This window comes from Salirhabdus salicampi (genome assembly GCF_024259515.1).
GTDB lineage: Bacteria > Bacillota > Bacilli > Bacillales > Alkalibacillaceae > Salirhabdus_A > Salirhabdus_A salicampi.
On the sequence record NZ_JANBWE010000001.1, the window covers coordinates 227686 to 248662 of the forward strand.

General features: G+C 36.2%; 26 protein-coding genes. 17 read left to right on the forward strand and 9 right to left on the reverse strand.

The features are described 5' to 3' along the window. The first annotated feature begins 59 nt into the window (after positions 1-59). A complete protein-coding gene (locus NLW78_RS01190) occupies positions 60-746 on the forward strand; it encodes an aspartate/glutamate racemase family protein (RefSeq protein WP_254494472.1) in 687 nt (228 codons plus the stop codon). Between the two features lie 55 nt (positions 747-801). Here NLW78_RS01190 and NLW78_RS01195 read toward each other — a convergent pair whose 3' ends face one another. Beyond that, on the reverse strand, positions 802-1278 hold the full coding sequence (locus tag NLW78_RS01195; protein WP_254494473.1) for a hypothetical protein: 477 nt from the start codon (positions 1276-1278) through the stop codon (positions 802-804). 348 nt (positions 1279-1626) lie between these two features. On the opposite strand from NLW78_RS01195, the gene NLW78_RS01200 reads away from it, so the two are divergent. Genes NLW78_RS01200 through NLW78_RS01210 form a run of 3 tightly spaced genes read left to right on the forward strand, consistent with a single transcriptional unit; the run spans position 1627 to position 2593 of the window. Then, the gene (locus NLW78_RS01200; protein WP_254494474.1) at positions 1627-1881 is read left to right on the forward strand and encodes a GIY-YIG nuclease family protein; all 255 of its coding nucleotides are present in this window, start codon (positions 1627-1629) and stop codon (positions 1879-1881) included. A 13-nt stretch (positions 1882-1894) separates the two neighbouring features. Beyond that, positions 1895-2137, forward strand: a complete 243-nt coding sequence (locus tag NLW78_RS01205) for a hypothetical protein (protein WP_254494475.1) — start codon at positions 1895-1897, stop codon at positions 2135-2137. 12 nt (positions 2138-2149) lie between these two features. Then, positions 2150-2593: a GNAT family N-acetyltransferase gene (locus NLW78_RS01210; protein WP_254494476.1), complete on the forward strand. Its 444-nt coding sequence runs from the start codon at positions 2150-2152 to the stop codon at positions 2591-2593. Between the two features lie 41 nt (positions 2594-2634). Here the strand turns inward: NLW78_RS01210 and NLW78_RS01215 are convergent, their stop codons facing one another. The 3 genes from NLW78_RS01215 to NLW78_RS01225 all read right to left on the reverse strand — a co-directional run bounded on the left by NLW78_RS01215 (position 2635) and on the right by NLW78_RS01225 (position 4913). Continuing rightward, the gene (locus tag NLW78_RS01215; RefSeq protein WP_254494477.1) at positions 2635-3357 is read right to left on the reverse strand and encodes an amino acid ABC transporter ATP-binding protein; all 723 of its coding nucleotides are present in this window, start codon (positions 3355-3357) and stop codon (positions 2635-2637) included. Continuing rightward, positions 3354-4010, reverse strand: coding sequence for an amino acid ABC transporter permease (locus tag NLW78_RS01220; protein WP_254494478.1), 657 nt, complete (start codon positions 4008-4010; stop codon positions 3354-3356). Before NLW78_RS01220 ends, NLW78_RS01215 begins: the two co-directional genes overlap by 4 nt. Positions 4011-4097: 87 nt before the next feature. Beyond that, positions 4098-4913, reverse strand: coding sequence for a basic amino acid ABC transporter substrate-binding protein (locus tag NLW78_RS01225; protein ID WP_254494479.1), 816 nt, complete (start codon positions 4911-4913; stop codon positions 4098-4100). Between the two features lie 221 nt (positions 4914-5134). Between NLW78_RS01225 and NLW78_RS01230 the strand changes: the two genes are divergently transcribed. The 4 genes from NLW78_RS01230 to dhaM all read left to right on the forward strand — a co-directional run bounded on the left by NLW78_RS01230 (position 5135) and on the right by dhaM (position 8254). Continuing rightward, positions 5135-6025, forward strand: coding sequence for a DMT family transporter (locus NLW78_RS01230; protein WP_254494480.1), 891 nt, complete (start codon positions 5135-5137; stop codon positions 6023-6025). A gap of 194 nt (positions 6026-6219) precedes the next feature. Next, positions 6220-7212, forward strand: coding sequence for a dihydroxyacetone kinase subunit DhaK (gene dhaK, locus NLW78_RS01235; RefSeq protein WP_254494481.1), 993 nt, complete (start codon positions 6220-6222; stop codon positions 7210-7212). A gap of 22 nt (positions 7213-7234) precedes the next feature. Then, positions 7235-7855 (forward strand): dihydroxyacetone kinase subunit DhaL, encoded by a 621-nt coding sequence (gene dhaL, locus NLW78_RS01240; RefSeq protein ID WP_254494482.1) that lies wholly within the window; start codon positions 7235-7237, stop codon positions 7853-7855. 6 nt (positions 7856-7861) lie between these two features. After that, complete coding sequence (dhaM, locus tag NLW78_RS01245) at positions 7862-8254, forward strand: dihydroxyacetone kinase phosphoryl donor subunit DhaM (RefSeq protein ID WP_254494483.1); 393 nt, start codon at positions 7862-7864, stop codon at positions 8252-8254. A 139-nt stretch (positions 8255-8393) separates the two neighbouring features. On the opposite strand, the gene NLW78_RS01250 is transcribed toward dhaM, so the two are convergent. Further along, on the reverse strand, positions 8394-8576 hold the full coding sequence (locus NLW78_RS01250) for a hypothetical protein (protein ID WP_254494484.1): 183 nt from the start codon (positions 8574-8576) through the stop codon (positions 8394-8396). An 831-nt stretch (positions 8577-9407) separates the two neighbouring features. On the opposite strand from NLW78_RS01250, the gene NLW78_RS01255 reads away from it, so the two are divergent. From NLW78_RS01255 to NLW78_RS01280, 6 genes are all read left to right on the forward strand, one after another. Next, positions 9408-9710: a YggT family protein gene (locus tag NLW78_RS01255; protein WP_254494485.1), complete on the forward strand. Its 303-nt coding sequence runs from the start codon at positions 9408-9410 to the stop codon at positions 9708-9710. 164 nt (positions 9711-9874) lie between these two features. Next, entirely contained in the window at positions 9875-10237 is a 363-nt protein-coding gene (locus NLW78_RS01260) for a cupredoxin domain-containing protein (RefSeq protein ID WP_254496072.1), read from the forward strand. A gap of 177 nt (positions 10238-10414) precedes the next feature. Further along, on the forward strand, positions 10415-11248 hold the full coding sequence (locus NLW78_RS01265; protein ID WP_254494486.1) for a bifunctional hydroxymethylpyrimidine kinase/phosphomethylpyrimidine kinase: 834 nt from the start codon (positions 10415-10417) through the stop codon (positions 11246-11248). 120 nt (positions 11249-11368) lie between these two features. Then, positions 11369-12823: a SulP family inorganic anion transporter gene (locus tag NLW78_RS01270; protein WP_254494487.1), complete on the forward strand. Its 1455-nt coding sequence runs from the start codon at positions 11369-11371 to the stop codon at positions 12821-12823. Between the two features lie 15 nt (positions 12824-12838). After that, positions 12839-13258 (forward strand): universal stress protein, encoded by a 420-nt coding sequence (locus tag NLW78_RS01275; RefSeq protein WP_254494488.1) that lies wholly within the window; start codon positions 12839-12841, stop codon positions 13256-13258. 108 nt (positions 13259-13366) lie between these two features. Then, positions 13367-14239, forward strand: a complete 873-nt coding sequence (locus NLW78_RS01280) for a hypothetical protein (RefSeq protein WP_254494489.1) — start codon at positions 13367-13369, stop codon at positions 14237-14239. Positions 14240-14301: 62 nt separating this feature from the next. On the opposite strand, the gene NLW78_RS01285 is transcribed toward NLW78_RS01280, so the two are convergent. Further along, complete coding sequence (locus tag NLW78_RS01285; protein WP_254494490.1) at positions 14302-15654, reverse strand: MATE family efflux transporter; 1353 nt, start codon at positions 15652-15654, stop codon at positions 14302-14304. A 164-nt stretch (positions 15655-15818) separates the two neighbouring features. Here NLW78_RS01285 and NLW78_RS01290 point away from each other — a divergent pair, with 164 nt between their 5' ends. The 3 genes from NLW78_RS01290 (at position 15819) to NLW78_RS01300 (ending at position 18752) form a co-directional block, all read left to right on the forward strand. Further along, the gene (locus NLW78_RS01290; RefSeq protein WP_254494491.1) at positions 15819-16295 is read left to right on the forward strand and encodes a YndM family protein; all 477 of its coding nucleotides are present in this window, start codon (positions 15819-15821) and stop codon (positions 16293-16295) included. A gap of 257 nt (positions 16296-16552) precedes the next feature. Then, a complete protein-coding gene (locus NLW78_RS01295) occupies positions 16553-16801 on the forward strand; it encodes a hypothetical protein (RefSeq protein WP_254494492.1) in 249 nt (82 codons plus the stop codon). Between the two features lie 10 nt (positions 16802-16811). Further along, positions 16812-18752, forward strand: coding sequence for an insertion element protein (locus tag NLW78_RS01300; protein WP_254494493.1), 1941 nt, complete (start codon positions 16812-16814; stop codon positions 18750-18752). Between the two features lie 87 nt (positions 18753-18839). Here the strand turns inward: NLW78_RS01300 and NLW78_RS01305 are convergent, their stop codons facing one another. The 3 genes from NLW78_RS01305 to NLW78_RS01315 all read right to left on the reverse strand — a co-directional run bounded on the left by NLW78_RS01305 (position 18840) and on the right by NLW78_RS01315 (position 20812). Beyond that, the gene (locus tag NLW78_RS01305) at positions 18840-19325 is read right to left on the reverse strand and encodes a hypothetical protein (RefSeq protein ID WP_254494494.1); all 486 of its coding nucleotides are present in this window, start codon (positions 19323-19325) and stop codon (positions 18840-18842) included. A 73-nt stretch (positions 19326-19398) separates the two neighbouring features. Then, positions 19399-20289: a hypothetical protein gene (locus NLW78_RS01310; RefSeq protein ID WP_254494495.1), complete on the reverse strand. Its 891-nt coding sequence runs from the start codon at positions 20287-20289 to the stop codon at positions 19399-19401. Continuing rightward, complete coding sequence (locus tag NLW78_RS01315; protein WP_254494496.1) at positions 20282-20812, reverse strand: RNA polymerase sigma factor; 531 nt, start codon at positions 20810-20812, stop codon at positions 20282-20284. Before NLW78_RS01315 ends, NLW78_RS01310 begins: the two co-directional genes overlap by 8 nt. Positions 20813-20977: the final 165 nt, after the last annotated feature.

Sequence of the window (20977 nt, forward strand, 5' to 3'; positions counted from 1 at the left end):
TTGGGATATGGACCTGCAATCGATGAAGCGGGAATAAAGTTGTTTCTAAGGAGGTACTAATGAAAACAATAGGGTTAATCGGAGGAATGAGTTGGGAGTCGTCAGCGTTCTATTATCGAATCATTAATGAAGAAGTTAAGGAAAGGCTAGGAGGTCTACACTCAGCAAAATGTATTTTATATAGTGTAGATTTTCATCCGATAGAAAAATATCAAGCGACTGGACAGTGGGAAAAAGCGAGTGAAATCATAACAAAAGCCGCACAGTCGTTGCAAACGGCAGGTGCTGATATCATTATTCTATGTACAAATACAATGCACAAAGTGTTTAACGTTGTTTCAGCTACTATTGATGTTCCAATGTTACATATAGCACATGCAACGGGGAAAGCACTAACAAAAGAAAACATCAGTAGAGTGGGGCTACTCGGGACAAAATATACAATGGAGCATTCATTCTACAAAGGGGAGCTTCATGCGTTAGGATTTCAAGTAATCCTTCCTGATGAAAATGATATTAACCTCATTAATCAAATTATTTTTGAAGAGCTTTGTTTAGGAGAAATAAGGCCCACTTCCAGAGAAAAACTAAATCAGATCATAAATCAGTTAGGCATACAAGGAGCTGAAGGAATTATATTGGGTTGCACTGAACTTGGCCTTTTTCAATTTCAGTCGAATAAAATGCCAATATTTGATACGACTAGAATTCATGCAATAAGTGCAGTTGAATATGCTTTAGCCTAATTGCAAGGCCCACCTGTTTTGAATTAGTATTACTAAAATTGCGATGAAAGTTCAATCAGGTTGGGCCGTTAGTTTTTTTTGTTATCACTTTTTGAATAATAAAACCTACAATTAACCCTGGTAAAACAGAAAGCATCGGAAAAAAAACTGGTCCTAACGATACACCAAATAGCTTAACTTGATCAGAATACATTAATCCTACTGTCACGAAATACGCAGAAAAGACAAATGGCAAGAAAGAATAAGGCTTTTGGCCTCCTCCTGCATCTTTAAAGGCATCCCACATAGCAAAAAAATATAAACATGGGTAAAACATTAACCATTGGTAGTTCGCATATTCGCTTGCTAAATGAATTTGTCCATTAAAACTAAACCGAATAATTTCATTAAAATTAGCTTGTACGTTAATTAAAAACTCCAAAATAATAAAGGTAACCCCTTTTAAAAACTTACCATTCAATAGTTGTCCGAAACCAGGTAGTGCAATTGACCATAACAACATTTCGGTTGGTTTTTTTTGGTTAGTGCTCATAATAGTTCAAACCTTACCATGTTTTTATTAACACTATGTTTGTAATAGTGATACCAATCCCAACAAATGTTATGATAACTTCCGAGTAAAGATTCTTTATCCTGAATATGCTCCATTACTATTCCTCCAGATTGGTATATCTATATAATATAGTGCCCAATTCTTAACATAATTATTGTTGATGTTTTGGAAATTACTTGGAAAAAACAAATATGAACAACTTGATATGACGTAAGGGGGAGTATATTGAAAAGATTAACGCAGCTTTTAATCAGCGTAGTGGTCAGTAACCACCTCTTTATTGTTATTATTGTAATAATAGACTGCTGCGTATTTAGGAGTGAAAATATGCACTATACATATATTCTTCGTTGCAAAGATAACTCATTATATACCGGTTATACAAATCGATTATTATATCGAATTGATATGCACCAACAAGGGAAAGGGGCTAAATATACAGCCAGCAGATTACCGGTCAAATTAGTATATGTTGAAGAGTTTGAAACAAAGTCCGAAGCATTAAAACGTGAATATGCAATTAAACAACTAACAAAAAGGCAAAAAGAGGCATTAATTCAAGGAAAAGGGGAGCAAAAGTGAAGGGGGGGTTCGTTTGTTCTTTCTATTATTTTTCGTATTTGTGTTATATTCGCTCATCTCTTTTCAAATGTCAGGGGAAAGGGAAGGGAAGAAATTTTTAGTTAGTCTATGTGCAGCATGGTTTCTATGTATTCTTGTTAGTAGTACTGTTTACGTCGCGCCTGCACCGCTACAATTAGTGTTTATCTTAGTAACAGTGTTATTTGCATTTATCTTTTATGGATATTTTATTTCTACTCTTTATAAACAATATTAAAGGAGGACTATAATGGGGGATAATATCGAAGAATTATCTACGAAGGATAGTTGGGAGCGTGCCTTTCCAATCATGTACCAATTACGCCCCCACCTTAAACTGGATACATATATCCAGTTAGTACAAGAGGCGGTGGAGCTGGACCGATATAAGATGTACGGGTTATTTGAAAAGGAACAGCTTGTATCAGTTGTTGGATTTAAGCCGATGACAACACTTTATTACGGACGTTTTGTTTGGGTTTGTGATTTAGTCACAAAAGAGGAGCATCGTTCCAAAGGTTATGGTGAACGGTTATTAGATTATGTCCATTCATGGGCTACTGAAAGAGATTATGATCATGTAGCGTTATCATCAGGACTTGAACGTTATCATGCCCATCGTTTCTATGAACATAAAATGAATTATGAAAAGGTAAGTTATGTGTTTAAACGTTCAAGTTCCAACCATGAATAGAGATAAGTAAAGATCGGTTAAATAAATTAACCGATCTTTACTTATAATACTTTACTTAAGAATGACTTTGTTCGTTCATGTTGAGGATTATCAAAAAGTTCTTTCGGTACGTTTTCTTCAACAACGTAACCGCCATCCATGAAGAGAACACGGTCACCGACTTCTTTTGCGAAACCCATTTCATGGGTGACGACAACCATTGTCATACCTTCCCTGGCGAGATCTTTCATAACTTCTAACACTTCTCCTACCATTTCTGGGTCTAATGCAGATGTAGGTTCATCAAACAGCATAATTTTTGGTTCCATCGCAAGTGCTCTAGCAATGGCAACGCGTTGTTTTTGACCTCCGGATAGTGAATCAGGATATGCGTTTGCTTTTTCAGCCATGCCAACCTTTTCGAGTAGTTGCATGCCTGTTTCCTTAGCTTGCTGCTTAGAAACCCCTTTAACATTCATAGGAGCAAGTATAATATTCTCCATCACCGTTTTATGTGGGAATAAATTAAACTGTTGGAATACCATCCCCACGTCAGTACGGACTTCATTAATATCGGTCTTCGGATCTGTTAAATCAACACCTTCAATTAATACTTGTCCACCTGTTACAGATTCTAATAAGTTTAAGCATCGTAAAAACGTAGATTTACCAGAACCTGATGGGCCGACAACAACGACAACTTCCTGTTGCTTTACATTTACACTTATATCTTTTAATACTTCTAATTCCCCGAACGACTTCTGTAAATTACGAACTTCTATCATTTTGTGTCTAACCTTCTTTCTAGTCTAGTCAGTAGATAACTTAAAGATAACGTTAGTATTAAATATATGAAGGCAACAGTCAAATACGGTTCCCATGGACGGTAGTATTGGCCCTGCATGGCACGCCCCCAGTACATTAATTCTGGAGCAGCAATAACAGCACCTAATGAAGATTCTTTAATTAAAATAATAAACTCATTCCCTAACGGTGGAATCATTCGTTTAAATGCTTGAGGTAAAATAACATGTCTCATAGCTTGTCTATGAGTCATACCTAATGAACGGGCTGCTTCCATTTGTCCTTTTTCAATGGACTGAATACCCGCACGGAAAATTTCTGCGATATAAGCTGCAGCATTTAAAGATAATGATAAAACAAGTGCTAATAATGCGTTGGTCGTACCCGCAAATAAAGGAACAACCCCGAAGTGGATTAATAAAATTTGCACAAACAACGGTGTACCACGGAAAAAGTGAATGTACCAAGCAAAAGGCAAGGCAATCCATTTATTTTGAACAATTTTTCCTAAACCAATGAATAAGCCTAAGATACACCCGAGTAATATTCCGAGTAATGAGACCCCAATTGTTAAAAATGCCCCTTTTAGAAATAAGGGACCATACTCTGCAATCAAATCAAACCGAAAGTCCAATGATACCTCTCCTCTTTAAACTCAAAAATTGCGTAACACGTTTTTATGTTACGCAATTTCATTATTATTTATCGTTTTATTTTACAATTACTGTTGGTCAATTAAAGCATCAACATTTGGTGCTTTACCGAACCATTCTTCAAAAATCTCAGCGTAAGTACCGTTTTCAATAACAGTTTTCACTGCTTCATTAATGTCTTCCTGAAGCTCGCTCCCTTTCGGGAACATTAAACCGTAAAATTCAGATTCAAAGTTTGGATCTTCAACTGTTTTTAAGTCTTTATCTGGATTATTTTTTACATATTCCAACACAACTGTATTATCAGCAACAACAGCGTCAGCTCCACCTGCTAGAAGCTCTTGGATTGCTAAGTTATTGTTTTCAAATTTTGAAATATTTTTATTGTTTGTACCTAGGATTTCTTCAACTACTTCTTGACCAGTAGTACCGTTTTGCACAGCGACTTTTTTACCTTTCAAGTCATCGCCACTTTCAATATCGCTATCCGTTGGTACTAAAATCATATTTCTAGATTCGAAATACGGAACTGAAAAGTCATATGTTTCTTTACGATCATCGTTAATTGTAATTGCGGAAATTGCAAAGTCAGCATGTTCGTCTTTAATCTCTACGAATAAAGGATCCCAACCAACGTTCTCAATTGTGAATTCATAGCCAGCTTCTTCAAGTACTGCAGTAATAAAATCAACGTCAAATCCAACAATTTCTCCTTTATCCATGTACTCGAAAGGAGCATATGCAGCATCAGTTACTACACGTAATTTCTCTTTTTCGTCGCCTCCGTCGGAACCTTGTCCGTCGTTTTCACCATTTTCACTTGTACCACAAGCTGCTAATACAAGTATAAGACTTGCAAAAATTAATAGAAAACTTTTTTTCATCTCTGTTACCCCCAAATATTTTTGAATATTATTAATTATACCACAATTTTTTTATCCTACTAAAGCGTTCAGTAGTTTTTTGAAGACTTAATTATTATACGTCCATGCGTGTAAATATGCAATGGGTGATAATAAAGAAATTTTTGGTATATTATCATTTATATAATATTAGATATCGTGTATTTTTATGTTAGGCAAATTATATACGAGGATGATGGAGAATGAGTAAAAATGCAGGTGTTTTTTTAGTTTTATTTGCGGCAATGTTATGGGGCACAACAGGTACTGCACAAGCATTTGCTCCAAGTGAGGCTAACCCTCTTATTATTGGGGCGCTACGTTTAGCTGTTGGGGGAGGAGCTTTATTACTGTTTGTATGCTTAAAGGGGAAATTAAAAAAAGGGAACTGGCCGTTACTTATTACGGGCATAGGGGGGATAAGTATGGCGGCTTATCAACCACTATTTTTCTCAGCAGTATCGATGAGTGGAGTTGCTGTCGGAACAGTTGTTGCAATTGGCAGTGCCCCTATTCTGGCAGGTTTATTAGAAGTTTTTATTTACAAAAAGATGCCGAAAATTCAATGGTGGTTTGCGACTATGATCGGCATTTCTGGAGTGCTACTTTTGTTCAATCCGTTTCAGTCTGAATCGTTCAATGGTGTTGGAATCTTTATGGCGATAGGCGCTGGACTTTCTTTTGCTGTTTACACATTAGTAAGCAAGCAGTTGTTACAAAGCCAAAATTCTGAAGCCGTTGTAGGGGTTATCTTTTTTCTGGCAGCTCTATTGTTGTTACCTATATTTTTCTTCTTTCCATTGCAATGGATACTAGAGGTTGGAGGTTTCATAACGATTTTACACTTAGGGTTGTTGGCTACCGCATTAGCTTATTTATTGTTTTCAAAAGGTCTAAATGATCTTCCAGCGTCACATGCTGTTACCCTTTCACTAGCTGAACCGTTGACTGCTGCCTGTTTAGGCGTATTCCTGTTGAAAGAAACGTTGACTTTTACTAATACCATTGGGATAGCTCTCGTATTTATGGGGTTAATCCTCTTAACTGTACGTAAACGGGCAAGGAACGAGGAAGATGTAAAACAAGTAATCTAGTATGTATAAAAAGTGGGCCTGTTTAATATATTTTACTATATTGACGTCTATTTGAATGATGTGACATAAATGTTGACGAGGAAAATTTTACCTTTCATAATGAAAGTAACATCAAGGTTCGTTCTTAAATGTAGTTCATTTCGTCTATAAATGATTGATTTATAGAAAATTAAAAGGGGCTAGGGGGAATATTCATGAAAAAAATTATTAATGATCCAAACCAAGTGGTCCAAGATATGTTGGCCGGTATTGTTTCAGCACATCCAGATGATGTAAAACAAGTACCAAATACTACGGTTATTGCGAGAAAGGATGCACCAGTTGCTAATAAGGTTGCGTTAGTGAGTGGTGGGGGTAGCGGACATGAACCAGCACACGCTGGCTATATTGGTAAAGGAATGTTAGATGCTGCTGTAGCTGGAGAAGTTTTTACATCACCTACACCGGACCAAGTACATGAAGCGATAAAAGCAGTTGATAGCGGAAACGGTGTTTTTTTAGTTATCAAAAACTATACAGGGGATGTTATGAATTTTGAAATGGCAGCTGAAATGGCAGCAGCTGAAGGAATCCAAGTAGAACAAGTAGTTGTTAATGATGATGTAGCTGTTGAAGATAGTTCATTTACAACTGGTCGGCGCGGAATTGCAGGAACTGTCTTCGTACATAAAATTGCAGGCGCAAAAGCGGAAGCAGGTGGGTCATTAGAAGAAGTAAAAGGTGTAGCAGAAAAGGTCGTAGCGAATGTTCGCTCGATGGGCATGGCCTTAACTCCATGTACGGTTCCTGCTGCTGGAAAACCAAGTTTTACGTTAGAAGATAATGAAATGGAAGTTGGCATGGGAATCCATGGAGAACCAGGAATAGAGCGAAAAGTCATTTCTTCTGCTGATGCTATTGCAGAGGAATTAACAGGAAAAGTGTTAGAAGATATCGATTATTCGAACAGTGAAGTTGCAGTTATGGTAAATGGACTAGGATCTACACCTGAAATGGAGCTTTATATTTTAAATAACAAAGTACAACAAATTTTGAGTGATAAAGGGATTAATGTTTATAAAACATTTGTCGGAGAATATATGACATCCTTGGAAATGGCTGGTTGTTCTGTAACACTTTTGAAATTGGATGATGAATTAAAAGAATTGTTAGATGCTCCTTCATCTGCACCAGCGTTCCGTAAATAATCAAAAGGGAGTAGGGTTAGCGATGAATTTCCAAGTAAATGAAGTAAGACAATGGATCGAATTAACAAACGAAAAAATACAAAGGAACAAGGAATATTTAACGGAGTTAGACCAAGCCATTGGGGATGGGGATCATGGAATCAATATGGCTCGGGGGTTTCAAGAAGTGGTTAACAAAACGAGTTCCTCCGAGTATACGTCAGTATCAGATATATTAAAAGATGTAGCGATGACTTTAATGTCAAAAGTGGGAGGCGCCTCAGGACCGCTATACGGAACTGCTTTTTTAAAGATGTCAATGGCTCTTAAAGATAAGGATGTAGTAGACTACAATAGTTTGGTTCTAGCTATTGACCAAGCATTGCAAGGAATAATTCAAAGAGGAAAAGCTAATGAGCGGGAGAAAACACTCGTTGATGTTTGGGCGCCAGTCGTAAAGTTTTTACAAGATCGTACAACCTTTCATGCAGATAAACTTATCCAAGTTGCAGAAAAAGCAATGGACGATACTAAGGACTTGATGGCGATAAAAGGAAGAGCTGCATATTTAAAAGAAAGATCAATCGGTCACTTAGATCCGGGTTCAGTCTCATCCTATTACCTATTCCAATCACTGGGCGAAGCAATTAAAGGGGGCTCATAAACATATATGTCATATGTAGGTATTGTATTAATCTCACATAGCGTAAAAGTTGTTGAAGGAATTCACGAACTCGTACGTCAAGTCGAAAAGAATGTTCCAATTGAAATTGCTGGTGGAACAGATGATCTGGAAATTGGTACAAGTGTAGAAAAGATACAAAATGCGATTGAAAAGGCATACAGTGATAAAGGGGTTGTGATTTTATTTGACCTCGGAAGTGCTATCATGAATGCAGAGTTGGCCTTAGAAATCACAGGATATGAGAATGTTAAGATTGCAGATGCTCCACTACTTGAGGGAAGCTATGTTGCCGCAGTAGAGGCGGGTATGGGGAAAACATTAGAAGAAGTAGTAAAGACTGCTGAAGAAACACGCACCTCAAACAAAATTCACTCATAAACCATTCTATAAAAAGGAAGTGTCTATTGACACTTCTTTTTTTGATTGGGAATTGTCAAATAAGACATAACTTCAGTACACTGAAAAAAAACGAATCGCCTGCAGGTCATGGAAAAAAGATGGGGAAGCCCCATCATTATTACCCTGATATCGGTTTTTCAGAAATCTCTTCACCATCCATTAACCCTTCCTCATAACCATTGTCGTATGAGGTTTTTAGTGCGCGTTTAATAACCTCTTTATCCTCATCAGATAATTGAACGTTTCCGCCTAATTGGGTATAGATTTTAGTAGCTAACTGATCAAACTCATCTTTATACACAGTAAACCCCTCCAAATCATGTATAACGTTATTATGTCGCAACTTACTCCCTATATGTAAATGATCGATTATGTTGTGTTAATTCTTTCAGTAAATGGGAGTTCTTATTTTGGTGCGTGATGGCATATTGGCTGTATTAGAGGGTATTATTAAATAGGATAAAAAATTGCTATTTAATGGACCATTTTTTTGGGCAGCCTTGATTAGGTTTGTCGTTAATCACGCTGTTAACTTTTTAAGTGTGTCCGTAGATTTTACTATTTGATTAGCATCTTACGAGGATTTTTTTGTTCGACGGACACCATTCATATTTTTATACGTAATTGTATATTGTGAGGGGAGAAATTTGTAATACTTTGTGCATACTTGCCGTTTTCGCATCCATCCTCAAATAGTCAGCCAGCTTGTGTAGTATGACCATTTATTGTGAATCCTCATCTATTTCTTAAATTTATCTCCTTTTCATAAGTACTCATTTTCTGAGTATGAAATAATCCACTGTTCATAAATATTAATTAGGCGAATCTGAGGGAAAATCAATTAGCATTTGATCGTAAAAGGTTGTGACGGTTCCCCTCCATTAAATACAGGAATTGCTTAAGGTTTTTACAAGGAAATATAAGTGGAAGTAAGGGTTGATTACCAATCTTCAAGGTCTTCTTTTAATACACGGGAATCTTTTCAATGCGCAAAATAGGGAGGAATCGTTCGATTGATAGATTTTTGATATTAGAAATGGTTTCATCGCATATTGATACCATCCTTAAAAGGTATATTAATGAAGGAGATAGCTATGGAAATTTCATGAAAAATTGTTAGGAGGTATTGTAAATGAAAGGTGTAAGTGTTGTAATCTATTTAATTCATGGTGTAATTGGTATTGCTCAAACAATTTTAGGACTTCGTATCGTATTAAAACTATTTGGTGCTTCTACTAATGCCCCTTTCGTTCAATGGATTTATAAAACAAGTCAACCATTACTCCACCCCTTTGAAGGGATTTTTCCAACAAAAGTGTTAGATGGAAACTTTATTATAGAATTTTCGTCTCTTTTTGCACTTCTGATGTACAGTTTAATCGGCTATTTCCTAACAAGAATCGTGTTAACAGTTGATAATAAGGTTGGCAGGTAAGAACAAACATCTTTTTTGTTCCTTTAGACAAGTTTCTCCCCTCCGACTGCATATAATGAAACAAGCATAATATGTAGAGGAGGGGAAACGTGTCTATATACGCTCGGCATAAAAAATGGTTTATCCTCGTGATAGCAGGTATCTTTCTTTCTTTTGCTTGGTATTTGTTTAAGGAAAATTCAGTGGAAACAGGTATTGATCATGAGGATGATTTAGTTATTCACATGGTGACTGGTGAATTTAAGACAGAAACAAGTAGTGGTGAAGAAATTGAAGCTTATCGTTGGGATCCTGGAACGATATTTGTCCCCAAAGGTGAGAAGGTACAACTTGTTATTTATGGTGTAAATGGCAATGAACATCCTTTCTTTATCGAAGGGACAGAGATTAAAGGAAATGTGAAAAAAGGAGAAGAGACGGTACTAAATCTTCGTTTCAATAAGGAAGGCATTTATCGGTTAATTTGTACTTCACATCCCGATAAAGATCATAACGGTCCGATGATTGCATATATTAATGTTCGTTAAGTAAAACCCGGTTAAGCTCTTGTAACGTGAATCCTTGTATAAGGATTCACGTGTTTTTATGTCGTCTAGTTAAAGATAATATTTAAGCAGTAATCTTGACATATATAAAATACATTCATTAAATTTATGTTATCATAAAACAATATGTAATTTTAAACTAATGAAAGGAGGAGACAAATGTCATTACCAAAAGCTTTAACAATTGCTGGGTCTGATAGTAGTGGTGGGGCAGGAATCCAGGCGGATCTTAAAACATTTCAGGAGCACGGTGTGTACGGCATGTCTGCCTTAACGGTTATTGTTGCTATGAACCCACATGCCAATTGGTCACATGAAGTATTTCCGATTGAGTTGGATACTGTTCGTTCTCAATTATCAACGATTGTAGAAGGTGTTGGAGTAGAGGCACTAAAGACTGGTATGCTACCGACAGTAGGGTCTATTGAACTTGCGGCTGAAACAATTCAAAAGCATCAATTACAAAACGTTGTTGTGGACCCGGTCATGGTTTGTAAAGGGGAAGATGAAGTTCTTTATCCAGAATTAGCTGAAGCTTTACAAACGATTATTACACCTTTGGCAACTGTTGTTACCCCTAACTTATTCGAAGCGGGTCAACTTAGTGGTCTAGGTACGATTACGACCGTTGAAGAGATGAAAGAAGCGGCAGTCAAAATTCATGAACTCGGAGCGGAGCACGTTTTGGTTAAAGGTGGAGGAAAACTCGACCATCCAAAAGCTGTTGATGTTCTCTACGATGGAAGGGGAATGGAGCTTCTTGAAGGAGAACGGATTGACACAACTTATACGCACGGGGCAGGATGTACGTATTCAGCCGCTATTACGGCGGGACTAGCAAACGGGAAAGGTGTAAAGGAAGCTGTATATGATGCAAAATCATTTATTACAGCTGCTATTCGCCATTCATTTCCATTAAATCAATTTGTAGGCCCTGTTCATCATGGGGCACAAAGATTGAGTGAAACCGTTAACAAAGGGGTAACTAAATAAAGGTGATCTGAAAAAGCTGTGTTATGTAAGCAGCTTTTTTCCTTTGTTTAAATGATTTTACATGTTTAATAAATCTTAAGGAAAAAATAGAGTAATACAACAAAGAGGAGAACGAGAATTATGGATCAGTTACAATCTTGGAAAGAATCATGGTTTGGAAACATACGCGGAGATATTATGGCAGGTCTTGTTGTGGCGTTAGCCCTTATACCGGAAGCGATAGCATTCTCCATTATTGCTGGTGTTGACCCGATGGTAGGGTTATATGCATCATTTGTGATTGCAGTAGTTATTTCATTTGTTGGTGGACGACCTGGTATGATATCTGCTGCCACAGGAGCAATGGCATTATTATTTATTGACTTAGTTGCCGAATGGGGTGTCGAGTATTTACTTGCCGCTACCATTTTAACAGGTATTATACAAATCTTATTCGGTGTATTTAAAATTGCACGGTATATGAAATTTATACCGAGATCGGTAATGGTCGGTTTCGTAAATGCCCTGGCTATCTTGATTTTTACATCCCAGCTTGATCACTTCATTGGTCATGGAACGATGGTATATTTACTTGTTGCCGGTACATTAGCTATTATTTATTTGCTACCATTAATTACAAAAGTTATTCCTTCTGCTTTGGTGGCTATTGTTGTAATCACAGCGTTAACAATATCAATGGGATATGGTGTTCCTACAGTTGGAGATATGGGTCACATTACGAAGGCCTTTCCAGAACTCTTATTCCCAAATGTTCCGCTAAGTTTTGAGACGCTAGCTATTATATTCCCATATTCATTAGGACTAGCAGTGGTTGGTTTAGTCGAATCATTATTAACGGCCACAATTGTGGACGAAGCAACAGGGACAGGAAGTCTGAAAAATAAAGAAGCAAGAGGACAAGGGATTGCCAATATTGCCGCTGGATTCTTTGGAGGAATGGCAGGTTGCGCAATGATAGGACAGTCTGTTATTAATGTGAAATCTGGTGGTCGAGGACGTTTATCGGCTTTAACATCGGGTGTTGTGTTAATTTTACTCATTGTTTTCTTAGGTGACATTGTTTCAGCAATCCCGATTGCTGCACTTGTAGGTGTTATGATTATGGTAGCCATCGGTACATTCGATTGGAATTCATTACGCACATTAAAAATTATTCCGTTAAGTGATAACATAGTGATGATTGCAACAGTGGCAACGGTTATCTTTACACATAACTTAGCGATTGGTGTGTTAACAGGGATACTATTAAGTGCTATCTTCTTTGTCGCGAAAATTTCAAAAGTTCGAGTTCAAAGGGTATTAAAAGAGAACCGTATGATTTATTATTTTAAAGGTGAATTATTCTTTGCCTCTGTAACCGAACTACTTGAAACATTTAATTATGATATTGAAGATGCAAGTGAAGTAATATTTGATTTAAATAACGTCCGCATATGGGATGATTCTGCCGTAGCAGCATTAGATAAGTTAGTGATGAAATTCGAGGATCGGGGAATTAATGTTTACGTGGTAGGTTTAAATAAAGTGAGTTCTGAATTAACAGGGCGACTAAGACGAAAATTAAGTTCACATTAAAAGCGAGGGAAGAACATGTATAATAAAATATTACTACCTTCAGACGGGTCAGACCATTCAATACGTGCAGCGAAACATGCTATAGAATTAGCAAAACTTAATGAGAAGGCATCGATCGAACTTGTTTATGTTACAGATACGACAAGAGCGAAAGAACATACGTTGCAAAACTGGAATAAAATTGGGATTAATGAAGCAGGAGAAGTCGAAATTAGTAATACTGAAAAAGCACTACAAGATGCTGGGGTTTCGTATAGTGTAAAACGATTAAAGGGTGACCCAGGCCCTACCATCGTTGAACATGCTAATTTAGGCGAATTTGATGTTGTTGTAGTAGGAAGTCGAGGTTTAAATAAACTGCAAGAAATGGTTCTTGGTAGCGTAAGTCATAAAGTAGCTAAGCGGGCAAAATGTCCTGTACTTATTGTAAAATAAAGAGGAGGAGTGGGAGTCATCATCAAACTTCCACTCTTTTTTTATGCCATGTAACCTGTTTTGTTTGAAATCGTCTAATTTAGAGATAGAGGATATGGGGGTAAGTTTATGAGATGGATTATATTAATTGTACTAATGGTTGTATTAGTAGGTTGTGAATCTGAAGAACAATATAATATAAATGATCACTCCGCACAAAAGCCAGAAGCCATTATGTCTACTGAAAATTACGATGATCTAAACATGAAGCTTGAAATGACTAAACAACATTTTACGCTTAATGATGAAATTGTTGTACAAGCTTCCATAACGAATAATGGCAATGAAGCAATTGAATATAGAGCAGGAAGCTCATCATGTGTTACTCATATGAGGATATCAATTAAATCTAAGGAAACTGGGCGGAACTTAATTCAAAAACCTCAAGGAAAAGTTAGTGAATGTACGGATGATATACATACAGAACTACTAAAGCCGGGGAAAACAGTACAGACGGTTAAGACATTCTTGCCTAAAGAGTATATTTATAGTCGTGAGTATCCTGCCAGCGGCGGAGTATATGAGGTGAACAGTCTTTTTCGAACCATTGAAGAAGGTGGAGAAAATACCCTTATCATTAAAGAAACGTTTACTATTGAAGGAACTAATGAACAACTTATGACAAAGGAGGGTGTCATAAATAAAGTAAATGAGCACCCGGAAGTATTGCAATGGATAAAAAGCCATTCCGGTGAGGCTATTAGAAAAGTGAAAGACGGGAAGTACTACATTTTGTTTTATGATGGTTGGCAACAAGTGAGTGAAGACACATATAGGCAATTAGAAGAAAGTACGTTAGATCAAAACATGCTTATGCAGCTGAATGATGGAATATGGATTGTTGAATATATATCTAAGTTAGGAGATTCTCCACATCGAATAAAAGTTGAAGTTGATGCGAAACAAGGTAACATTCTATCTGTAGAAACATTTAAACGTTGATAAAGAACGCTTAGCACTACCTTGTAGTAGCCAAGCGTCCTTATCCTGTTATTTTCTAACTTTTAAGTGCTCTTTACAAACCCTTTCTTCACCCATGCCCTTGACCGCCATCTCTTCAACATGATGAGCCCTCGAAACCACTCATCCATAATAAACGAAATCCATACACCAATTAATCCAAGCTGATAGTGTATGCCGAGAATATAAGACACCGTAACACTCACACCCCACATTGACAAGATTCCCATGTATACCGGGAAACGGACATCCCCCGCTCCACGTAATGAGCTAATGACGACTAAATTGAATGCTCTCCCTGGTTCAAGGATGATAGTTAACAACAATAGTTGGGCTCCTAACGTCATTACTTCGTGATTATTTGTGAATATTGATAAAACAGGTTCAGCAAAGAAGAAGAAAACTAGTCCTGCTGTGAGGGAAATAACAATTGCAATTTGTAAGCTTCGTATACAGCGATTATAAGCTTCCTTATATTTTCTGGCTCCTGCTAAATGGCCAATCATGATTTGAGTTCCTTGCCCGATTGCAACGGAAAAAAGGAAAATAAACATCATAATATTTTGGGTATACACTTTCGTTGTAATAGCCTCAGTTCCCATCATATTAATGAATACCATAATCATCATTTGGGACGTGTTATAAGCTAAATGTTCCCCTGCAGCAGGAATTCCAACCTGTAAAATTTGTTTGATTTCTTTTTTGGGAATCGAAAAAACGTGACGGAACGGCAAAGGCTCATTTGCGCGTTTACGGACTAAAATCACTAAAACTAAAAAACCAATGAACCGACTACAAACAGTAGCAACTGCCACTCCAGTAACACCTAATTGGGGCATACCGAAATGACCAAATATTAATATGTAATTTCCGATAATGTTTAGTCCGTTCATGCCTAGCGTTACGTACATGGCATCTTTCGTATGTCCATAATTTCGCAAAACAATACTACATGTCATAATTAATGCCTGCAAGAATAAAAACCCACCAACAATAGCAATATAGAGGTTTGCTTCTCCCATTAATTCCTGCGGTAAACCTGTTAGCGCTAATATAGGTTTACTAAATAGAAAAATGACAACACTTAATAGTAAACCGAAAAAAAGATTCATCACTAAAGCCGTTACCGTTACAGTAGCTGCTTCTTTTTCTTGATTAGCACCTAAGTATTGTGCGATGACAATCCCAGTACCAGTAGAGATAAAACCGAACATGACGATCATGACTGATAAAATTTGATTGGATACTCCAACTGCAGCCACTGATTTGTCTGAGTATTGACTTAACATGAGCGTATCTACATTTCCCATAACCATATGTAATAAAACTTCAACAAATATTGGCCATGTGAGACTAAATAAAGAAAGATCGTGTTGATTATGATGTTTGGATTTCAAATATAGTCAGCCTTTCTCGAAGTAAAAATATTTCACATAATGTTGATTATAAAAGAAATGAGTATTAGTTAGAACATAATCTTTTTCCTATTTTTATTCTAGATGTTGTAAATCGCTGAATAGGGGAGGATTCATTGCAAATGATAATGATGAGGTGATGATAAATGAAGCACATATTAGCTTTAGGGATAAAGTTCATCTTAATCGGTATCATTATATTTTCCATCTTTAGTGCATTTGAGGGAACGTCGATTGCTCATATGCTGCTTATGACAATTCTTTTAACAGGGCTTTCTTATATTGCAGGGGATTTAATTATATTGCCAAGGTTTGGAAATGTAATGGCCTCTATTGGAGATATAGCGATGGCTTTCTTATTTCTTTGGTTTTACGGGTTTGCATTCCAAGAAGGGGCTTTTGATATTGGTCTAGCCTCCATTTCAAGTGCTATAGCGGTTGGATTTGGCGAGGCCTTTTTCCATGCTTACTATATGGAAAATCGTGTTTTCGGACGAGAAACATATTCAGAAGAAGATCGTCACGTAAAAATAAATCCGGGTAAGTTAAGGACGGAAAGCTCTTCAGAAATCTTTCCATATGATACAGAAGAGTACCGTAAACGGGATAAAGAGGATAAATAAAAGGTGTGCCAATCATGAGTGTAAGTAGTTCAGTTTTGGAGTACAAAATAAAAAATCACAAGGCAAAAGGCATGCGAATTCGGAAGTCAATTCGTATGCCTTTTATTATTGTTAAATTAGTATTTATTATTAAATTACATCTTAATTCGTAGTATATTTCGTAACCCTATTCCCAATACTGAAATATATATTGTAGTCTCGTGATTTCTATTGCTATTATAGTTGCGAAAATACGAACGAAAGTTTGGTGAATACATATGCGATACTTAGAACCAGAGAACAAAAATGCTAAAAGAGTAATCTGGGAAATCTCAGAACGAACAAGAGAAATCGTCAAGCAATACGCCGAGTACGCGGAAAAATCAGAAAGTGACACTGTTGATTTCTTCTTAACTAACATACTTACGGATAAGAAATTTCTTACATGGATTGAAGAGAAACGAAACAACAAACGGATAGTGCAAAGAATGGGGATCGAAGATAAGGTTAAAACCAACTCGAAATGAGGGTTAACTTATGGCAAAGTTGAAAAGATTAGCAACTAAGGATGATGTGATTGTTGATGTTTGTACACCTATTTCTGATACTGAAATTGAAGAAAGGCACAAAGACTATGAACAATTAGAACCTAGAAAATTTGCTTTCCGTTATAACCCTATGCTGTACTTACCAACAACATTCACTCTAAATGGGGAAACGCATTCTATTCAGTACAATTACTGTATCAACCCTTTCTGTCATAATTTCGGTAAAGAGCAAAAGAAATTTGAATCAGTTAAAGGGAAACCTAGCAGATACAAGATAGGTGGTTCGAGTAACTACAACAAAGAAGTAATTTGCAATGACAACTCATTAGTGGAAGGAATTACACTTAATTGTAGTGTTAATCCTTTTTCAAACTGGTCCATTGCAGAGGAAATCAAAAGATTAGTTCAGGTAGGAAGCGTACTCGATATAGAACCAGATTATCAATTCCATAAGGATGGCTGTGCGGATTCTTCAACGACACCCTTTAAAGACACGAAGAATTTTTATAGTCGCGGGGAAACCAAGGCAAAATCACACAAATACCAGTGTAAAACCTGCAAGAAGTACACAAATGTTCTACCGAATAGAGAAAGGTCAACTACTTATCATCAGAAGAAAAACGAGATACTCCCTACCTTTGCCCGATTACTTGTAGGAAAAGGTAGTGTTAAACGAGCTTGTGAGATTTTGCAAATTGGTAATGGTACCTATTATCACAAATTAAAGTGGCTTTACAGACGCTGCCTAGAGTTTTTAGAACGATATGAAACGAAACCACTCAAGATGATGGAATTTAACGAGGTTTGGCTCAATACGGACAAGATGAACTACTATTTAAATAACGTCATAAACAAAGGGCAAAAAGCTAAAAAATATCCAGGTCTAGAGGAGAGACAACTACAGACCTATCTCGTCGTAACTGCAGATGCTTCTTCACGGTATGTTTTTCGTTCAGATATTGCATATGATTCGAACATTACATTGGACGATTTAGAAAGAGACACCATCCTTTATAAAGAAGATCACTTAAATACATTCTGTCGGAAAAACGACAGATTAGAATGGTCGTACTATCCACAAGAACCGACTGATAATGATACAGAGGATGTAGGAGGATATAAGTATGAACTAAACAAAATAAAGAAACGCAGCCAATATGTAGATGGCTTGCATGTTAATGTCGGTTACACAAATACTGCTCATTTTTGGTTAATAAAGAACCTTGTCAACGCGAAAGAATGGAGATTAATCACTGATGATGATAAATCAATAAGAAATGCCTTCTATCGAGTCTTTACGAACGAAATCAGGTTAAGTGATGCTCACCATTTTATCGCCCAATCTGATAAGACTAAAGGCAGAGAACAGTGTGAGATGGAATTTGAGGATGCAAAAAATCACCTCCATGAATGGGGAGATGCAAAAGGATATAAAACAAGAAACTTACGGACATTAGCCAGTCATTACCTAGAAGAAGTTCTCCATAAACATGAATTTTCAGAAGTAAAGGTTAAGGACGGTTTGCGTTATATAGTTCATAAAGATAACCCTTTAGAACATCCACTCGCTTCAAAGGATAGGGGCTTTCACACCGTAGATTGTATGACTGACTTATCTTCCTACGAACCCGGCGATATTGCAAAAATGATTATGAATGTGAATGATCACTCTGTAAATAGTTTCATTCAACTTGTTAGAAGGAGAATATCGTCATTAGAAAGACCACTTACAACAGCTCGTGGTGATAAGAAAAGCTATATCTACGCTAACCTCAACCCAGTATATGCACAGTATATGGTCACGATCTTAAGAACGTATTACAACTTCTGCAAACCGATGAAAATGGGGAATAAGAAATTAACTCCTGCACAACGAATAGGCATTACAGACAAGCAATTTAAATTAGAAGATATAATTTATTTCAAATGACAAAAAGAGCTTGGGCATATTTCCAAGCTCTTTACCACTTAATCTAGATTCTTACACAGCAGATAGGTCTCTTAGTACAAATATTTCCTATTTAATAATTTTGACTATATTTCCCTCTTCTTTTTTCTCTAAGAGCTTTACGCTGTTCTTCGATACTTCATATTTCCAATAACTTGTCGCCATTGTCTCATTTACAGTTATATTGTAATCCTCGGTTAAAGTCACAATATAAGAGCCGTTTTCACCTTCTACATTAACTGCCATTTCAAGTTGAGTTGTGTTGCCTTGTTTACCGCCTATTTCGATTTCTTGTGAAAATTGTTCTTCAGGCTTAATTGTAGTTGGAAAATCAAAGTTTGATTTAACTTCATTTGAAGCATTATGATATACGATTGTACTAGCGACTGCATCTTCTTTTGTAAATAAATCATTCTCTTCTTCGTTAACTACTTGATTTGCCTCAGGTGAATTTCCTTCACTAGCATTTGCTAGGTTATTGTCATTGGTGCCACAACCAGCCAACGCGGTACTCAGAATAATCCCCACACTTATAAAAAATTGCTTTTTTGTCATTTTTATTCCCCCTCGTAAATTACTATTCACCTTTACATACCCCGAAAAGATACAAAAAGTTTTATTTTCCTCATTAATTTTTTGATTGATTGATTTCTTTTTTTACCTGATTTCCCAATATATTTAACCCCTTTATATCAAGACCTACATTAGTCCTTTTATATTGCCCATTTAAAAAAACAAATTTACCTTGGAATGATCCGATAGGAAGGTAATATTCCTTACTGATTAATTTCTCTTTTTTAGGTTGAATTCCAAAAATCAAAACTTTTTCTTTGGGTTTCATTGTCGGAACCCCTTTTAAAACAAACTCATTTACTGATGAGGCATTATTTTTCTTAATAGCAGTTGGAACACTTAATTTATCTACTTGTTCGTCAGAGGCATATCCTCCTATCTCAATAAAGGATAGGACTTTTCCAGTTAGTTTTTTATCAATGAAACTTTTTGAAACCTCCACTTTTGACTCTGTATATAATAATCCATTAACAACAAAAGAATTGGTAGTTAGAACCTGTCCTTCTATGATAATATCTGATTCCTGAGTCAATGAATTAACTGTGTTGAATATCTTTGTAAATTCTGTATCTATGGTAATAGTGAGTTTATCATTATTCTTTTCACCTTTTTCACTACCTGGCTTTGATTTTTTTGACTGATCTGGTTCATCTATAATAGTAATATCTTTAAATACATAATCTTTATTTGTATAAAAATCAGTCCCTGCAAATTCCTGGTATTTTGATTGGTTATTAAATAGTGGTATCGTAATTATTGCTATTAACATTGTTGAAGCAGCCAGGTAAACAAATGGATTACTCCAAAAATTCCTTTTATGTTTCTTTTGTCTTGGTACAAATAATTCCTGTTCAAGATTGTTCCAAACATCATCGACATCATCTGTTGAGTAATCCGTATTACTAATCAGAGACTTTTTAATCTTATCCTCGAACTTATTAGACATCATCGTTCCTCCTTTCAATGATTTCTATTTGTTTTTTTAATTTTATCCGTCCTTTATATAATCTGGTTTTAACAGTATTTACTTTTAGATCCAACGTTTCTGAAATTTCTTTTTCAGAAAACCCTTTAATATACTTCAAAAGTATTGGAATCCGATAACTGTCTTTTAAGCTTTGTATCGCATCGTAAAGATCATCATAATCATCTTTAGGTTTAAGTTTTAACTTTTCTTCCTCTAAGCCGCTTTGATTTATTTGATAGAATTTACTCTCCTTTTTTAATAAGCGATTACATTCATTAATTAATATTCTAAACAACCAAGGTTCAAAGGGGTGAGTGGGTTCATATTTTGAAAAGTTTCGAAAAACTCGTATAAATGTTTCCTGAAGGGCATCCTTAGCCATTTCACGATTTCTTGTTATAGCTATTGCCGTTCTCAAGGCTTTGTCTTTATGTGTCAAATAAAGCTTATGGAATGCCTTTTTATCGCCGTTGATCACTTGCTGAATTAACTCTTTACTCACTTCAACACCCCCTCTTACAACTATGCCTTCATTTTACATACCCAAATACTTTAGGGAAAGTTTTAGATATGTAAAAAATAATTTAGTTTTCTAATCATAATATTGCTCAATAAAAATAGCGCATACTTCATATGCGCTTTATCACTATCACTTGTTGAATCACCT

Coding starts and splice junctions, on each gene's coding strand:
- NLW78_RS01280 (WP_254494489.1), top strand. CDS start 13,367: ATGAGATGGATTATATTAATTGTACTAATGGTTGTATTAGTAGGTTGT.
- NLW78_RS01265 (WP_254494486.1), top strand. CDS start 10,415: ATGTCATTACCAAAAGCTTTAACAATTGCTGGGTCTGATAGTAGTGGT.
- dhaK (WP_254494481.1), top strand. CDS start 6,220: ATGAAAAAAATTATTAATGATCCAAACCAAGTGGTCCAAGATATGTTG.
- NLW78_RS01225 (WP_254494479.1), bottom strand. CDS start 4,913: ATGAAAAAAAGTTTTCTATTAATTTTTGCAAGTCTTATACTTGTATTA.
- NLW78_RS01290 (WP_254494491.1), top strand. CDS start 15,819: ATGAAGCACATATTAGCTTTAGGGATAAAGTTCATCTTAATCGGTATC.
- NLW78_RS01230 (WP_254494480.1), top strand. CDS start 5,135: ATGAGTAAAAATGCAGGTGTTTTTTTAGTTTTATTTGCGGCAATGTTA.
- dhaM (WP_254494483.1), top strand. CDS start 7,862: ATGTCATATGTAGGTATTGTATTAATCTCACATAGCGTAAAAGTTGTT.
- NLW78_RS01195 (WP_254494473.1), bottom strand. CDS start 1,278: ATGAGCACTAACCAAAAAAAACCAACCGAAATGTTGTTATGGTCAATT.
- NLW78_RS01305 (WP_254494494.1), bottom strand. CDS start 19,325: ATGACAAAAAAGCAATTTTTTATAAGTGTGGGGATTATTCTGAGTACC.
- NLW78_RS01210 (WP_254494476.1), top strand. CDS start 2,150: ATGGGGGATAATATCGAAGAATTATCTACGAAGGATAGTTGGGAGCGT.
- dhaL (WP_254494482.1), top strand. CDS start 7,235: ATGAATTTCCAAGTAAATGAAGTAAGACAATGGATCGAATTAACAAAC.
- NLW78_RS01275 (WP_254494488.1), top strand. CDS start 12,839: ATGTATAATAAAATATTACTACCTTCAGACGGGTCAGACCATTCAATA.
- NLW78_RS01310 (WP_254494495.1), bottom strand. CDS start 20,289: ATGTCTAATAAGTTCGAGGATAAGATTAAAAAGTCTCTGATTAGTAAT.
- NLW78_RS01300 (WP_254494493.1), top strand. CDS start 16,812: ATGGCAAAGTTGAAAAGATTAGCAACTAAGGATGATGTGATTGTTGAT.
- NLW78_RS01255 (WP_254494485.1), top strand. CDS start 9,408: ATGAAAGGTGTAAGTGTTGTAATCTATTTAATTCATGGTGTAATTGGT.
- NLW78_RS01215 (WP_254494477.1), bottom strand. CDS start 3,357: ATGATAGAAGTTCGTAATTTACAGAAGTCGTTCGGGGAATTAGAAGTA.
- NLW78_RS01190 (WP_254494472.1), top strand. CDS start 60: ATGAAAACAATAGGGTTAATCGGAGGAATGAGTTGGGAGTCGTCAGCG.
- NLW78_RS01200 (WP_254494474.1), top strand. CDS start 1,627: ATGCACTATACATATATTCTTCGTTGCAAAGATAACTCATTATATACC.
- NLW78_RS01270 (WP_254494487.1), top strand. CDS start 11,369: ATGGATCAGTTACAATCTTGGAAAGAATCATGGTTTGGAAACATACGC.
- NLW78_RS01295 (WP_254494492.1), top strand. CDS start 16,553: ATGCGATACTTAGAACCAGAGAACAAAAATGCTAAAAGAGTAATCTGG.